Source organism: Streptomyces sp. NPDC041205 (genome assembly GCF_055591765.1).
On sequence record NZ_JBVIZH010000002.1, the window covers coordinates 921,413 to 936,876 of the forward strand.

The following is a 15,464-nucleotide window of genomic DNA, read 5'->3' on the forward strand; positions in this document are numbered from 1 at the left end:
CATTCAGCCCGTCCGGCGTTTGAGGACGAGGCGCGAAGCGCCGATAGCGGGGTCCGGGGCGCAGCCCCGGTTTCGGAGAAGGGGCGGGCCCGGGGCGCCCCGCGAGGCCACCACCACCCGCACCAGAAAGGCACCCCACCATGGACCTGCTCATCCGCGGAGCCCGCCTGATCGACGGCACGGGCGGCGCCTCGTACAGAGCCGACGTGGCCATAACAGCCGGCCGCATCACCGAGATCCGCCAGGAGGGCACGGGCCCCCGCCCGACGGCCACGGCGGGCACAAGAACCGTGGAGGCTGACGGCCTCGCCCTGGCCCCCGGCTTCATCGACATGCACGCCCACAGCGACCTCGCCCTCCTCCGCGACCCCGACCACAGCGCGAAGGCGGCCCAGGGCGTCACCCTGGAAGTCATCGGCCAGGACGGCCTGTCGTACGCCCCGGTGGACGACCGCACCCTCACCCAGGTCCGCCAGGCGATCACGGGCTGGAACGGCGGTGCGCCCGGGGATACGTCCATCGACTTCGACTGGCGCACGGTCGGCGAGTACCTGGACCGCCTGGACAGGTCGCACGACGGCCGGGGCATCGCGGTGAACGCGGCGTACCTGATCCCGCAGGGCACGGTCAGGATGTACGCGGTGGGCTGGGAGGACCGCGAGGCCACCCCGGCCGAGCTGGAGCGGATGAAGCGGCTGGTGGCCGAGGGCATGGAGCAGGGCGCCGTCGGCATGTCGTCGGGCCTGACGTACACCCCGGGCATGTACGCGAAGGACGCCGAACTCACCGAGCTGTGCCGGGTGGTGGCGGCGTACGACGGCTACTACTGCCCGCACCACCGCAGTTACGGCGCGGGCGCCCTGGAGGCGTACGAGGAGATGGTGGAGCTGACGCGCTCCGCGAACTGCCCCCTCCACCTCGCCCACGCCACCATGAACTTCGGCGTGAACAAGGGCAGGGCCCCGGAGCTCCTCGCGCTCCTGGACGACGCGCTCGCGGCCGGGGCCGACATCACCCTGGACACGTACCCGTACACGCCCGGCTGCACGACGCTCGTGGCGATGCTGCCGAGTTGGGCGAGCGAGGGCGGCCCGGACGCGATCCTCGCCCGGCTGCGGGACGACGGGACGGCGGCGCGGATCCGTCACCACATGGAGGTCATCGGCGCGGACGGGTGCCACGGCGTGCCCATCGAGTGGGACACGATCGAGATCTCGGGCGTGTCCGACCCCGGGCTCGCCTCCTGCGTGGGCAAGACGATCCAGCAGTCGGCGGACATGCGCGGCGAGGAGCCGTGGGTGACGGCCCGGCGGCTGCTGATCAACGACCGGCTCGGCTCGACGATCCTCCAGCACGTGGGCCACGAGGAGAACGTCCGGGCGATCATGCGCCACCCGGTGCACACGGGCGGCAGCGACGGCATCCTGCAGGGCTTCAAGCCGCACCCGCGGGCGTACGGCACATTTCCGCAGTATCTGGGCAAGTACGTGCGGGAGTTGGGGGTGCTGTCCCTGGAGGAGTGCGTCGCGCACCTCACCTCGCGCCCTGCGGCCCGCCTCCGCCTGCCCGACCGGGGCCTCGTCCGCGAGGGCTACCGCGCCGACCTGGTCCTCTTCGCCCCGGACACGGTCGCGGCGGGCTCGACGTTCGAGGCGCCGCGCACCCTGCCGGTGGGCATCCCGCACGTCCTCATCGACGGCAGGTTCGTGATCGAGGACGGCCGGCGCACGGACGTCCTCGCGGGACGTGCCGTGCGCCGGACCGGAACCTGATCCCGGGGGGTCAGGGCTTGGGCAGCGTGCAGCCCGGACGGTTCAGGTCGATCTTGTTACCGGCCCCGACGCAGGGGACGATGGTGTACGTCTGCTGGCCGTAGTTGATGCCCTGGCGGACGGTCACCTTGCCGTTCTGGTCGACCTCGCACGGGTTGTTGTCCGTGCAGCGCTCGCCGTTCTCATTGCCGGTGTTGTTGACGGCGACGACCTTGCCGGACGCGTCGTCGACCACCGGCGAGCCCGACGTGCCGCCGATCGTCTGGCACGCGGAGGTGTAGCGGACCGAGTCCTTCCAGGTCCAGCGCCCCTCCTTCAACTGGTACGCGAAGCCGTCGACGTTGCACTTGTACATCCGCTTCCAGTAGCCGGACACGACCGTGATGGCCTTGCCCTGCGCCGGACGCACGGAGTCCAGCTCCAGCGCCTTGATGCCGTAGCGGGTCTCGATGTCCTTGTACGTGCTGGTCAGCTGGTAGAGCGAGACGTCCGTGTCGGTCATCGTGCCGTACGCGATCTTGCTGGCGCGCACGGTGCCCGCGTTCCCGCCGCTCGCGTTCAGGAGCGTGAAGCTGCGGGAGGAGGCGCGGTCGACGATGACCTGGCCGGGGGCCGGGAAGCCGGTCTCCAGGCAGTGCCCGTTGGACATCACGAGCGCGGGGTCGGTGGGCTGCGACGACGGTACGCGGACGACGGAGCCGGAACAGTTGCTGAGCGCCACGGTGCCGGCGAAGCTCACGGCCTTGGCGGCCGGTGCCTTGACGGCGGCCGCCGTCCGCTTGTCGGACGACGGCGCGTCATTGCTGACGGCCGCCGCGGGCACACTCGCCGCGCCGAGGAGTACGGCGGTGAGTGCGGCTCCGACGAGAGGCTTGTTCATGTGGGGGTCCCCTCTGATGCCTGTGTGACCGAGGGCCTCTTGAGCCCTCGGTTTTGTCATGCGCATTGTTGGGGTATCCGGCGGGCGGGACAAGACCGCACCCCAAAGGGGCGCGGGGAACTGCGCGACCAGCCCCCGACGGGCCGCACCCGCGAACGACAGGGACCGTGACCGAGCTCTCCCTGCCCAAGGCGCCCCGCCCGGTACGCTCGGGGGATGCAGGTGATCCAGTCGACCAAGCTCGCCAACGTCTGTTACGAGATCCGGGGCCCGGTGCTCGATGAGGCGATGCGCCTGGAAGCCGCAGGCCACCGCATCCTCAAGCTCAACACCGGCAACCCCGCGGCCTTCGGCTTCGAGTGCCCCCCGGAGATCCTGGAGGACATCCTCCGCAACGTCGGCGACGCCCACGGGTACGGCGACGCGAAGGGCCTGCTCGCGGCGCGCCGCGCCGTGGTGATGCACAACCAGACCCTCGGCATCGAGACCGACGTCGAGCACGTCTTCATCGGCAACGGCGTCTCCGAGCTGATCGTGATGGCCATGCAGGGCCTCCTCGACGACGGCGACGAGGTCCTGGTCCCCGCGCCCGACTACCCCCTGTGGACCGCCGCGGTCTCCCTCTCCGGCGGCACCGCCGTGCACTACCGCTGCGACGAGCAGGCGGACTGGATGCCCGACCTCGCCGACATCGAGCGCAAGATCACCGACCGCACCAAGGCGATGGTGATCATCAACCCGAACAACCCGACCGGGGCGGTCTACGACGAGGCGATGGTCCGCGCCCTCACCGACATCGCGCGCCGCCACAACCTCCTGGTCTGCTCGGACGAGATCTACGACAAGATCCTGTACGACGGCGCCACGCACACGCCGACCGCCGCGGTCGCCCCGGACCTGCTGACGCTCACGTTCAACGGCATGTCGAAGGCGTACCGCGTGGCCGGCTACCGCGTCGGCTGGATGTCGATCTCCGGGCCGAAGGCCCACGCCGCCTCGTACATCGAGGGCCTGACGATCCTGGCGAACATGCGCCTGTGCGCGAACATGCCGGGCCAGCACGGCGTGGTCGCCGCGCTCGGCGGGCGGCAGACGATCAACGACCTGGTGCTCCCGGGCGGGCGCCTCCTGGAGCAGCGCGACACGGCGTACGACCTGCTGACCCGGATCCCGGGCGTGACCTGTGTGAAGCCGAAGGGCTCCCTGTACCTCTTCCCGCGCCTCGACCCGAAGGTCTTCAAGGTCAAGGACGACCGTCAGCTCGTCCTCGACCTGCTCCGCGCCGAGAAGATCATGGTCGTCCACGGCACCGGCTTCAACTGGCCCGAGCCCGACCACTTCCGCGTGGTCACCCTGCCGACGGCGCCGGACCTGGCGGACGCGGTGACCCGGATCGGCACCTTCCTGGACGGCTACAGCCAGCCGTGACCCGCCCCCGCGGCCGCCCTTGATCCCGCTTTCCAGGATCGACTCAACTTTAGACAGAATCTAAGCTAGGATGGCTTTCAAGCAACCGCCTGGAGGCCCTCTCATGTACGAGCCGATCCGCACCAAGTCGGTCCACGCCATGGCCGACCCGGGCGACTTCCCGCACCGCTCCCGCGAGGAGGAGCTGGACATCCAGCTCGCCGGGCACCTCGCCGCACTGCTCGCCGTCACCGACGAGCTGCGCGCGCTCGCCCCCTCCCCCGGCCTCGACGCCGCCGCCGAGCAGTTGGCGGCCCAGGTGACCCGCCTGCGCGGCGGGCTGCCGCCGGTCCGCGCGGGCGTGGTCGCCGCCATCCACGAGCCCCACGCGTCCGGCCTGCACCAGCGCGCGCACGCCCTCGCGGGCCGTGCCCTGGTCGTGGCCGCGTCCCGCGCCGACACGGGCGCGGCGATCCTGGCCGCCGAGCGCATGGACGCGCACGCGGCCGCCGCCCACCTCGTGGGCGCCGCCTGAACGACCCCGGGCCGCGCGCCTCAGCGGCGTGCGGCCCGGGTGTCATCTGCCGACGGGGTCAGCCCAGTCGGGCGACCAGCGCGCGGTACTCGTCCCACAGCTCCTTCGGGGTGTGGTCCCCGAACGTGTTCAGGTGCTCGGGGACCAGCGCGGCCTCCTCGCGCCAGACCTCCTTGTCGACCGTGAGCAGGAACTCCAGGTCGGCGGCGGGCAGTTCGAGGCCGTTCGTGTCCAGGGACGCGGGCGTCGGCAGGACGCCGATGGGGGTCTCCACGCCCTCGGCGCGCCCGTCGAGGCGGTCGACGATCCACTTCAGGACACGGGAGTTCTCACCGAAGCCGGGCCACACGAACTTGCCGTCCGCGTTCTTGCGGAACCAGTTCACGTAGTAGATCTTCGGCAGCTTGGACTGGTCCTTGTCCTTGGCCACGTCCACCCAGTGGGCCATGTAGTCACCCATGTTGTAGCCGCAGAACGGCAGCATGGCGAACGGGTCGCGGCGCAGCTCGCCGACCTTGCCCTCGGCCGCGGCGGTCTTCTCGGAGGCGACGTTCGCGCCCAGGAAGACACCGTGGTTCCAGCTGAGGGACTCGGTGACCAGCGGCACCGCGGAGGCGCGGCGGCCGCCGAAGAGGATCGCCGAGATCGGCACGCCCTTGGGGTCCTCCCACTCGGGCGCGATGATCGGGCACTGCGAGGCGGGCGTGGTGAAGCGGGCGTTCGGGTGCGCGGCGGGGACGCCGGACTCGGGGGTCCAGTCGTTGCCCTTCCAGTCGGTGAGGTGCTTCGGAGTCTCCTCCGTCATGCCCTCCCACCAGACGTCACCGTCGTCCGTCAGCGCGACGTTGGTGAAGACGGAGTTGCCCCACAGCGTCTTCATCGCGTTGGCGTTGGTGTGCTCGCCGGTGCCGGGCGCGACGCCGAAGAAGCCGGCCTCGGGGTTGATCGCGTAGAGGCGGCCGTCCGCGCCGAAGCGCATCCAGGCGATGTCGTCGCCGATGGTCTCCACGGTCCAGCCGGAGATCGTGGGCTCCAGCATGGCCAGGTTGGTCTTGCCGCAGGCGGACGGGAAGGCGGCGGCGACGTACTTGGACTCACCGGTCGGCGGCGTCAGCTTGAGGATCAGCATGTGCTCGGCGAGCCAGCCCTCGTCGCGCGCCATGACGGAGGCGATGCGCAGGGCGTAGCACTTCTTGCCGAGCAGGGCGTTGCCGCCGTAGCCGGAGCCGTACGACCAGATCTCGCGGGACTCCGGGAAGTGCGAGATGTACTTCGTGGAGTTGCAGGGCCACGGCACGTCCGCCTGGCCCGGCTCCAGCGGGGCGCCGAGGGTGTGCACGGCCTTCACGAAGAAGCCGTCGGAGCCCAGCTCGTCCAGGACCGGCTGCCCCATGCGGGTCATGGTGCGCATGGACACGGCGACGTACGCGGAGTCGGTGATCTCGACGCCGATCGCGGACAGCGGCGAGCCGAGCGGGCCCATGCAGAACGGCACGACGTACATCGTGCGGCCGCGCATGGAGCCCCGGAAGACACCCTTCTCCCCCGCGAAGATGTCGCGCATCTCCGCCGGGTCCTTCCAGTGGTTCGTCGGCCCGGCGTCCGCCTCCTTCTCGGAGCAGATGAACGTGCGGTCCTCGACGCGCGCGACGTCCGTCGGGTCGGAGGCCGCGTAGTAGGAGTTGGGCCGCTTGATCGGGTCCAGCTTCTTGAAGGTGCCCTTGGCCACGAGCTCCTCGCACAGGCGCTCGTACTCGGCCTCGGAGCCGTCACACCAGACCACGCTGTCCGGCTGGGTCAGTTCGGCGATCTCGTTCACCCAGGACACGAGTGCCTGGTGGTCGGTGGGGACGGTGTCCGGGGACGTCACTGACGGGGGAGCCGCGATATCGCGCGCCACGATTGCTCCTATACGAGGGTTTTGTGGTTGGGGCCCCGTGGGGGCTGCGACCCGGATGCTTCACTGCTTCGATCTCCCTGGCGCTCATCCGGTGCCGACCGCACTCATTTGATCATCCGACGCATATGCGCATCTGTCCAGAGTGCCTCACAACTGAGCGGCGTGAGCATTGCCACTCCGCACCCCGTGACCGTGAGCCTCACCACTAGTAGGCTGTGCCCGCGTCACCTTTGACACCTAACTTACGGTTGCGTAGGTACGATGCCGCCCATGACTTCACCCGCCCCCGACGCGCTCGTGAACTCCCCCGCAGGCGGCCCCGACGCGGCCGCGGCCGACACGTCCGCGCCCACCCATCCGGTGAAGCCCAAACTGCGCGGCTGGCTGCACGCCGGGATGTTCCCCGCGGTGCTGGTCTCCGGTCTGTTCCTGACCGCCCTCGCCGACTCCACCCGCGGCCGCATAGCGTGCGGGATCTACGTCCTCACGGCCTGCCTGCTGTTCGGCGTCAGCGCGCTCTACCACCGCGGCGACTGGTCCCCCCGCGCGGACGGTGTCCTGCGCAGGCTCGACCACGCCAACATCTTCCTGATCATCGCGGGCACGTACACCCCGCTGACCCTCCTCCTCCTGCCCGACGCCAAGGGCCAGTGGCTGATGTGGGGCATCTGGGCGGCCGCCGCCGCGGGCATCGTCTTCCGCGTGTTCTGGGTCGGCGCCCCGCGCTGGCTCTACACCCCCTGCTACCTGGCCATGGGCTGGGCAGCCGTCTTCTTCCTCCCTGACTTCCTGCGCACGGGCGGCATCGCCGTCCTGGTCCTGGTGGTCGTGGGCGGTCTCCTCTACAGCGTCGGCGGCGTGGTCTACGGCTTCAAGCGCCCCAACCCCTCCCCCCGCTGGTTCGGCTTCCACGAGGTCTTCCACTCGTTCACTCTGGCGGCGTTCGCGGTGCATTACGTGGGGATCTCGATGGTGGCGTATCAGCACGCGTGAGAGATGAGGGCAATCAGGGGTCGCGGCTGACCTGGTACTGACCCGCACGTCTGAACTGACGGGGCCGGAAGATCCAGCCCGTCCGGCGCTTGAGGACGAGGCGCGAAGCGCCGACGAAGCGGGGGAAAGGGGCGCAGCCCCAGCCGAGGGCGGCACCCACAAACCCCAAGGCACCCCCGCCAGAACATGCCATCCTGGGCCGCATGAACGGTCCGGAGATCCTCATCGACTTCGCCCCAGACCTGGCCCTGTTCGTCCCGCACGAGCGGCGCGGCCGCACCACCACCGCCGTCACCGACGGCGCGTCCTCGCTGGGGCATGTCGTGGAGTCGCTAGGCGTCCCCCTCACCGAGGTCGGCGCGCTCGTCGTGGACGGCCACGAGGTCCCGGCGGGCCATGTGCCCGCCGCCGGGCAGCGCGTCGAAGTGCGGTGCGTGCCGCGGCCCCAGCGGGTGCGGCCCGACGAGCAGCCCCCCGAGGAGCCGCTGCGCTTCCTCCTGGACGTGCACCTCGGCACCCTCGCCCGGCGCCTGCGGCTGCTCGGCGTCGACACCGCGTACGAGAGCACGGACATCGGCGACCCCGCGCTCGCCGCCCTGTCCGCCGCCGAGCGCCGTGTGCTCCTGAGCCGGGACCGGGGGCTGCTGCGCCGCCGTGAGCTGTGGGCGGGCGCGTACGTCTACAGCGACCGGCCCGAGGACCAGCTCAGCGACATCCTGGAGCGGTTCGCGCCGCCGCTGCGACCGTGGACGCGCTGCACGGCCTGCAACGGAACGCTGCGGGCCGCCACCAAGGAGGACGTGGCGGAGCGCCTTGAGGGCGGCACCCGGGGGACGTACGACGTGTTCGCGGAGTGCGGTGACTGCGCCCGCGTGTACTGGCGGGGCGCCCACCACGAACGGCTCCAGTCCATCGTCCGGCAGGCCGTCGCCGCGTCGGAGGGCACGGTCGGGCTGCCGCCGGGCTAGCCCCCCCGCCCTCGGGTCAGGAAGCAGCCGGGAGCCGCGCGAAGAAGTAGGAACGCCCGCCCTCCGTGTTGCCGCCCAGCCACAGCGACCCGTCCGGAGCCGTGGCCAGCGCACCCACGGTCAGCGGCTCCGGCTCGGGTCCCGCCGCCGGGGACCAGGAGCCGCCGGTCCAGCGCTGCAGCGGCGTGCGCCGGCCCGCGGCCCACACCTCCGTGCCGTACACCGCCAACTGCGTGGCCTCGGAAGCCTCCAGGCCCGCGGGGGTCCGCGGCGACCACGCGCCGCCGTTCCAGGCGGCCACGGCGGCGCGGTCGCCGCTCCCGCCGCCGATGCCGGTCCCGGAGTAGCCCCCGGCCCAGAGCACGCCGTCGTGCGGCAGGAGCGCGGACACCTGCCCGTTGGCCGTGCCGAACGGGTTGGGCAGCCGCTTCCAGGACGACCCGTTCCAGTGCAGCACCAGCGGCGTTCGCGTCCCGAAGGCCTCGGTGGCCGTGAAGCCGCCCACCCAGACGTCGTCGGCGGCCACGACCCGCACGGTCAGCAGCCGGGCACCGGCGCCGAGCCCGGACGGCAGGCCGACCGAGGTCCAGCCCGAGCCGCTGCGGCGCAGCGCCACCGCCCCGGGAGCCGGGTGCTTGGCGCCGCCGACCACCCAGACGTCGTTCCCTGTCCCGTCGGCCTCGAAGGGCTCGCCGATGTCGGCGCCCGCCGTCCGGTCGGCCCACGTCGTGCCGTCCCAGTACAGGATCTGGGCGTCGTCCCGCATCGTCTGCCTGTTCCACCTCAGACCCACGCCCCAGGCCCCGTCCGCCTGGACCGCCAGGCCGTTCAGGGGTCTGGTCCCGTCGGGGAAGCTGTGGAACGCGGACGGCTGCCAGTCCCTGCCGTCGAACTGGAAGGCGGCCGGTTCCCGCTGGGTGCTGTTCCCGTCGAAGGAGACGTACGTGGCGAGCGCGGTGGCGCCGCCGCCCGGGGCGAAGCCGAGCCGGTTGAACGCGTGGCCTCCCCTCGACCCGTCGACCGGGAAGACCTGCCACCGCCCCTGCGCCACGCCCGCCGCCGAGGCCGCGCCGGGCAGCGCGCTCCCGACCGCGAGCGCCGGTACGACGGCCGCGGCGGACCGCAGCAGATTGCGCCGACTGACTGCCATGGGACCTCCATCAAAGGGTGCCGATGGCAGTCGATGCTGGCCGGGGGCCACTGACGGTCCGCTGACGGATCACGGGGCGGGGGTGGGTGGAGGGTGCGGTCCGGGGCGGGGGGGGGGGAGGGAGCGGCCCCGGGCGGGGGGGTGGGTGCGGCCCCGGGCGGGCGGTGGATGCGGCCCGGGACGGGCAGAGGGTGCGCCCCCGGGACAGACAGACGGCACGGCCCGAGGGCGGGTAGAGGGCACGACCCCGGGACAGACGGTGGGCACGGCCCGGAACAGACAGAAAGCACGACCCGAGGCCAGGCAGGAGGCACGACCCCGGACCAGACGGTGGGCCGTGGCCCGGGACGGGCAGGGGCCGCTAGCGGGACGCCCCCAGTGCCCGCGCCAATTCCTCCGCGTCCGTCGTCGGGCGGTCGCAGACGAAGCCCCGGCACACGTACGCCGTCTCCTCGCCGTCCACCAGCGACCGCCCCGCGAGCAGCGGGAGTTCGCCGTCCGGCCGGCCGGCGGCGACGACGGCGCCGGGCGCGGTCCCCAGGAGCGCGACGCGGTGCAGGGCGCCGCCGACCTCCCCGGCGACGGCCACCTCGCGCGGCCCGTCGAGGGCGGCCTCCGCCACGGCGAGCCCGTGCCCGATGAACCTGGGCGCGCGCGGCGCCAGGGCCGCGACCACGCCGAGCGCCCGCTCGGCCGCCTCCCGGTGAGGGCTCGCCCCGGTCTGCGCCGCGTACGACAGGAGCGCGCCCGCCGCCGCGGTCCACCCGGAGGGCGCCGCGTTGTCGGTGGGGTCCTGCGGGCGCCGGATGAGGCGCTCCCCGTCCGCCGCCGTGTCGTACAGCGCCCCGGACTCCGCGTCGACGAACTGCGCGAGGACGTGGTCGAGCAGGAACCCGGCGAACTCCAGCCACACGCCCTCGCCGGTCACGGAGGCGAGGGCGAGGAAGCCCTCGGCGACGTCGGCGTAGTCCTCCAGGACCCCGGCGTTGGCCCCGACGTGCCCGTCCTTGGAGGTGCGGGCGAGCCGGGCGCGGTCGTCGAGGTGGAGGCGGACGAGCAGGTCTCCGGCGGCGACGGCCGCCGCGACCAGGTCGGGGCGGTCGAAGAGGGCGCCCGTCTCGGCGAGCGCGGCGATGGCGAGGCCGTTCCAGGCGGCGACCACCTTGTCGTCGCGTGCGGGCGCGGGCCGCTCGGCGCGGGCGGCGAGGAGGCGCTCGCGGATGCCGGCGATCCGGTCGGCGTCGGCGACCGTGCCGTACTCGCCGCGCGGAAGCTGGAGCACGGAGGAGCCCTCTTCGAAGGTGCCCTCCTCGGTCACGCCGAAGTACGCGGCCGCGAGGTCGCCGTCCGCCTCGCCCAGGACCTCGCGGAGCTGCGCGGGCGTCCATACGTAGTACGCGCCCTCGACGAGCTTGCCCGTGGCGTCCTCGCTGTCGGCGTCCAGGGCGGAGGCGAACCCGCCCTCTCCGGTGCGCAGTTCACGGACCATGAAGTCGGCCGTCTCCAGGGCGACGCGGCGCGCCAGGTCCGATCCCGTGGTCCGCCACAGGTGGGCGTACGCGCGGCACAGCAGCGCGTTGTCGTACAGCATCTTCTCGAAGTGCGGCACGACCCACTCGCGGTCGACGGAGTAGCGGGCGAAGCCGCCGCCGAGCTGGTCGTAGATGCCGCCGCGGGCCATGTGCTCGCAGGTGTCGGCGGCCATCTCCAGGGCGCCGTCGGAGCCGGTGCGGGCGTGGGTGCGCAGCAGGAACTCCACGACCATGGACGGCGGGAACTTGGGGGCGCCGCCGAAGCCGCCGTGCGTCGCGTCGTAGTCCCGGGTCAGGCCGAGCAGCGCCTGGGACAGCACCTCCTCGCCGGGTCGGCCGCCGTCGCCGACGGCCAGTTGACGCTCCGACAGGTCCTGGGTGATCTTCGCGGCGACCTCGCCGACCTCGTCGCGCCGGTCCGTCCACGCCCGCCGCACGCCGTCGAGGACCTGCGGGAAGGACGGCATGCCGTGGCGGGGCTCGGGCGGGAAGTAGGTGCCGAAGTAGAAGGGTTCGGCGTCGGCGGTGAGGAAGACCGTCATGGGCCAGCCGCCCTGCCCGGTCGCGGCCTGCACGGCCTCCATGTAGACGGCGTCGACGTCGGGGCGCTCCTCGCGGTCGACCTTGATGTTCACGAAGTGCTCGTTCATGAGCGCCGCCGTCGTCTCGTCCTCGAACGACTCGTGCGCCATCACATGGCACCAGTGGCAGCTCGAATACCCGACGGAGAGCAGCACCGGCACCCCACGCTCACGGGCGGCGGCGAACGCTTCGGCCGACCAGGGCCACCAGTCGACGGGGTTGTCGGCGTGCTGGAGGAGGTAGGGGGACGTCTCATGGGCCAGTCGGTTCGGCATGGTCCCATCCTCGCGCACACCGGCCCCTGATCCGCCGACTCCCTCGCGCCGACGCCACGTACGCAGGACACTGACACGTACATGTAGAGGTACGGGGCAGACGTACCCCTACGCGGGGCACACGCACGGACACGTGTCGACGGCACGTGCCGCTCTCGGAGGGGGACCACATGCGGGACAGCCATCGGGCCGAAGCCGAGCGGCTGTTGGCACGAGCCGTCGAGGAGGAGGTCCGGCGCACCGGGGGGCGCACGGACGGCGGGGTGCTCCTGTCGCGGGCGCGCGGCGCTCTGGACGCCATGGCGCAGACGGCGGCCGAGGAGTACGAGGCGTACACGCGGGCCCTGGACGAGGCGGCGGCCGGGCAGCTCACCTTCGCCCAGCGGTACGCGAAGGAGGGCGCGGGCACGCCGCTGCTCGTCGTGGCCGTCGCCGCCGTCGCGGCCACGGCCGCCGACCTCGCGCTCGGCACGGGCGGCGGCACGGCGCTCGGCGCGGGCGCGGCGGTCGCGGTGGCGGGCGCCGCGGCGACGGTGGTGAAGGTGACGGCGTCGCACGTCCCGGCGGCACAGCGGCACGCGGGCGCGGTGAGCCAGCCGGGCGGGCCCGAGCAACTGCGGCTCCAGTGGCTGACGGCCCTTGAGGTGCGCGGGATCCGGCCGTTCCTCGACCAGCAGCGGGTCCTCAACGCGGCGAGCGGCGGCGGGGTGACCGGCGGCAGCGGCGGCCAGAAGAAGGCGGCCCCGCAACTGCGCCGCACCGACAAGAGCGCGGCGGCCCGGCGGCGCACCGTCCTGGAGCAGTCCTTCGCCCAACTGCCGGAGCCCCACGGCACGTTCGCGGGACGCCGGGCGGAGCTGGGGCGGATCGCGCAGTGGGTGCACGCGGCGCGCGCCAGCACCCAGACCAAGCCGACGGTCGTCGTGCTGCACGGGGCGCCGGGGGCGGGCCGCTCCGCGCTCGCCGTGCGGGCGGCGCACGACGTGAAGGACCAGTTCCGCGGGGCCTGCCTGGTGGACCTGCGCGGCGAGAGCCCCGACACCCCGCCCCTGTCGACCCGCGACGCGCTCCTGCACCTCCTCAACCGCCTCGGCGCACCCCGCGAACAGCTTCTGTTCCGCGAGCGCTCCACGCAGGAGCAGCAGGTCAGACGGCTCAGCGAGATCTACCACCAGCATCTGACGGGCCTTGAGGTGGTCGTCGTGCTCGACGACGCCTGCGACCCGGACCAGGTGCGCACCCTCATCCCCGAGCGCTCCGACAGCCTCGTCCTCGTCACCGCCCGCAAACCCCTCGACCTGCCCGAGGACCTGCCCGCGTGGGTGCACCAGCTGCCGGTGGAGGAGCTGGACGCGGCGGGCGCCGAGCAGTTGCTGCGCAGCTCGGCGGAGGAGCTGACCGGACCCTACGACGCGGCGTCCCTGGAGACCGTGCGGGACCTGTGCGGCGGCCTTCCGCTCGCGCTGCGCGCCGCCGGGTCCTCGCTCGGGCCGCGCACCCCGCTCGAGCTGGTCAACGACCTCTCCGCGTACGGCCCTCCGCATGCCTTCGCCCCCGTCGAGCGCGCCCTCTCGCTGCGCTACGCCGACCAGGCGGAGCCCGCGCGCCGACTGCTGCGGCGGCTCGCGCTGGCCGGGCGCGCCTCGCTCGGCGCGGCCGCGGCCGCCGCGCTGCTCGCCACCGACGAGGCCGAGGCGGGCCGCCAGCTCACCGCGCTGTCCCGGGCGGGCCTCGTCGACCACGTCCGCGGCGACCGCTACCGCCTGCACGACCTCGTCCGCTCCTTCGCCCAGGCACGCCTCGCCGACGAGGAGGAGCCCGGGGAGCGCACCGCCGCGCAGGAACGTCTCATCGTCAGCTACGGCGAGCTGGCCGACTCCGTGATCCGCCTCGTCGACGGCAAGACCTCCACCCGCGCCGACCACTTCGGGCAGCACGGCTTCACGTCCCTGGACTCCGCGCTGCACTGGCTCGACGACGAGTCGAGCTTCATCACGGCGGCGCTGCGGCACGCCGAGGGCGTCGACCCGCAGGCGGTCCTCAATCTGCTCGGCGCCCTGTGCGACTACTGCCTGCTGCGCGGCGACCTCTACCGCCTCGGCGAGATCAGCGAGTTCGCGCAGTCCCTGGAGAAGCTGGAGCAGGGCGCGGCGGCCACCGGGGGCGCGGCGGGGCGGGGCCGGATGGAGCGCAGCGTGCAGTGGCGCACCGGCATAGCGGCCCGCCAGATCGGCGACCTCGACCAGGCACGCTCCACCCTGTCGTCCGTCGTCGACCTGTACTTCGAGGCGCACCAGGACGCGGGCGCGGCCCGCGCGCTCGGCTCCCTCGGCATCACCCTGCACCACCAGGGCAATCTGTCCGAGGCCGCCGCCCGGCTCCGCGAGGCGCTCGACCTGCAGGTGTCCGAGCAGCTCGCGGGCGACCGCGCCTGGACCCTGCACGCCCTGGCCGCCGTCGAACGCGACCGCTCCCGCCTCGGCGAGGCCGAGGAGATGCTGCGCACCGCCCTGGTCCTGCACCGCGAGAGCGAGTCCGTGCACGGCGAGGCCTGGGCCCACTTCCAGCTCGGCCAGGTGTGCCTGCGCAAGGGCGATGTGCCGCGCGCGGAGGAGGAGCTGCGGCGCGCCCTCGACCTGTACGGCAGCACGCGCGACGCCCGCGGCGAGGCGTGGGCCCTCACCCAGCTCTCCCGGGCCCGGCTCGTCGCGGGCGACCCGGCGCCCGCCGTCGACGGCCTGCGCCAGGCGGTCTCCCGGCACCGCGACAACGAGGACGCCCGCGGCGAGGCCTGGTCCCTGTACTACCTGGGCCAGGCCCTGGAGGAGACCGGCAACCTCGAACAGGCCGTCCGCGACCTGGAGCGGGCCCGCACGATGTTCTCCCGCATGCGGGACGTGTACGGCCTCGCCTGCGCCCGCCACCACTCGGCCCGCGTCACCCGCGACCAGCGCGCCGCGCAGACCGGCTCGCTGCGCAACTCCGGCTTCGCCCGCCAGCTCCTGATGGACGCCCGCGCCGACTTCCAGCGCATCGGGGTCGCCCACGGCGAGGCCTGGACGTGCCTGGAGCTGGCCGTCGTCGACGCCGGCAACGCCCGCACGCAGGCCGCGCTCTCCCTCTGCGACGAGGCCATCGCCCTCTTCGCCTCCTACGGCGACCGGCGCGGCGAGGACTGGGCCCACTTCCTGCGCGCCACGCTCCTGCCCTACGCCTCCCCCGGCGGCTGGGAGATCGGCACGGCCGTCGCCCAGGAGGAGCTGGTCCAACTGGCCCGCGCCGTCCATCCGTCGCGGGACGGCAAGCTCGACCAGTACGTGGAGGCGTATCTGCTGCTTCTTGAGCGCGGGGCCGAGCTGGACGCGGGGTGGCAGGCGTGGCGGTTGGGGATGACGCCGGATCGGCATGCCAGGGAGATCATGGGGGTTTCGGTGACCACGCCTTGAGCGGCGGGCCATAGTAGGGGAGTT

General features: G+C 72.9%; 10 protein-coding genes. 6 read left to right on the forward strand and 4 right to left on the reverse strand.

Annotation, left to right across the window (positions count from 1 at the left end; genetic code table 11):
* The first annotated feature begins 140 nt into the window (after positions 1-140).
* A complete protein-coding gene (locus tag ACZ6BG_RS11035; protein ID WP_468999616.1) occupies positions 141-1,772 on the forward strand; it encodes an N-acyl-D-amino-acid deacylase family protein in 1,632 nt (543 codons plus the stop codon).
* Positions 1,773-1,782: 10 nt separating this feature from the next.
* On the opposite strand, the gene ACZ6BG_RS11040 is transcribed toward ACZ6BG_RS11035, so the two are convergent.
* On the reverse strand, positions 1,783-2,652 hold the full coding sequence (locus ACZ6BG_RS11040; protein WP_468999617.1) for a S1 family peptidase: 870 nt from the start codon (positions 2,650-2,652) through the stop codon (positions 1,783-1,785).
* A gap of 216 nt (positions 2,653-2,868) precedes the next feature.
* On the opposite strand from ACZ6BG_RS11040, the gene ACZ6BG_RS11045 reads away from it, so the two are divergent.
* Together ACZ6BG_RS11045 and ACZ6BG_RS11050 are read left to right on the forward strand one after the other, a co-directional pair.
* Positions 2,869-4,080 carry a pyridoxal phosphate-dependent aminotransferase gene (locus ACZ6BG_RS11045; RefSeq protein WP_468999618.1) on the forward strand — a complete coding sequence of 404 codons (1,212 nt, stop codon included), beginning with the start codon at positions 2,869-2,871 and terminating at the stop codon, positions 4,078-4,080.
* Positions 4,081-4,183: 103 nt separating this feature from the next.
* Positions 4,184-4,594, forward strand: coding sequence for an SCO4983 family protein (locus tag ACZ6BG_RS11050; protein ID WP_468999619.1), 411 nt, complete (start codon positions 4,184-4,186; stop codon positions 4,592-4,594).
* 58 nt (positions 4,595-4,652) lie between these two features.
* Here the strand turns inward: ACZ6BG_RS11050 and ACZ6BG_RS11055 are convergent, their stop codons facing one another.
* Complete coding sequence (locus ACZ6BG_RS11055) at positions 4,653-6,494, reverse strand: phosphoenolpyruvate carboxykinase (GTP) (protein WP_468999620.1); 1,842 nt, start codon at positions 6,492-6,494, stop codon at positions 4,653-4,655.
* A gap of 270 nt (positions 6,495-6,764) precedes the next feature.
* On the opposite strand from ACZ6BG_RS11055, the gene trhA reads away from it, so the two are divergent.
* Both trhA and ACZ6BG_RS11065 read left to right on the forward strand, forming a co-directional pair.
* Complete coding sequence (trhA, locus tag ACZ6BG_RS11060) at positions 6,765-7,487, forward strand: PAQR family membrane homeostasis protein TrhA (RefSeq protein WP_468999621.1); 723 nt, start codon at positions 6,765-6,767, stop codon at positions 7,485-7,487.
* A gap of 203 nt (positions 7,488-7,690) precedes the next feature.
* Positions 7,691-8,455, forward strand: a complete 765-nt coding sequence (locus ACZ6BG_RS11065; protein WP_468999622.1) for a Mut7-C RNAse domain-containing protein — start codon at positions 7,691-7,693, stop codon at positions 8,453-8,455.
* A gap of 16 nt (positions 8,456-8,471) precedes the next feature.
* Here ACZ6BG_RS11065 and ACZ6BG_RS11070 read toward each other — a convergent pair whose 3' ends face one another.
* Together ACZ6BG_RS11070 and ACZ6BG_RS11075 are read right to left on the reverse strand one after the other, a co-directional pair.
* Complete coding sequence (locus tag ACZ6BG_RS11070) at positions 8,472-9,605, reverse strand: hypothetical protein (protein WP_468999623.1); 1,134 nt, start codon at positions 9,603-9,605, stop codon at positions 8,472-8,474.
* Between the two features lie 361 nt (positions 9,606-9,966).
* Positions 9,967-11,994, reverse strand: a complete 2,028-nt coding sequence (locus ACZ6BG_RS11075; protein WP_468999624.1) for a thioredoxin domain-containing protein — start codon at positions 11,992-11,994, stop codon at positions 9,967-9,969.
* Between the two features lie 170 nt (positions 11,995-12,164).
* On the opposite strand from ACZ6BG_RS11075, the gene ACZ6BG_RS11080 reads away from it, so the two are divergent.
* Positions 12,165-15,440 (forward strand): tetratricopeptide repeat protein, encoded by a 3,276-nt coding sequence (locus ACZ6BG_RS11080; protein ID WP_468999625.1) that lies wholly within the window; start codon positions 12,165-12,167, stop codon positions 15,438-15,440.
* Positions 15,441-15,464: the final 24 nt, after the last annotated feature.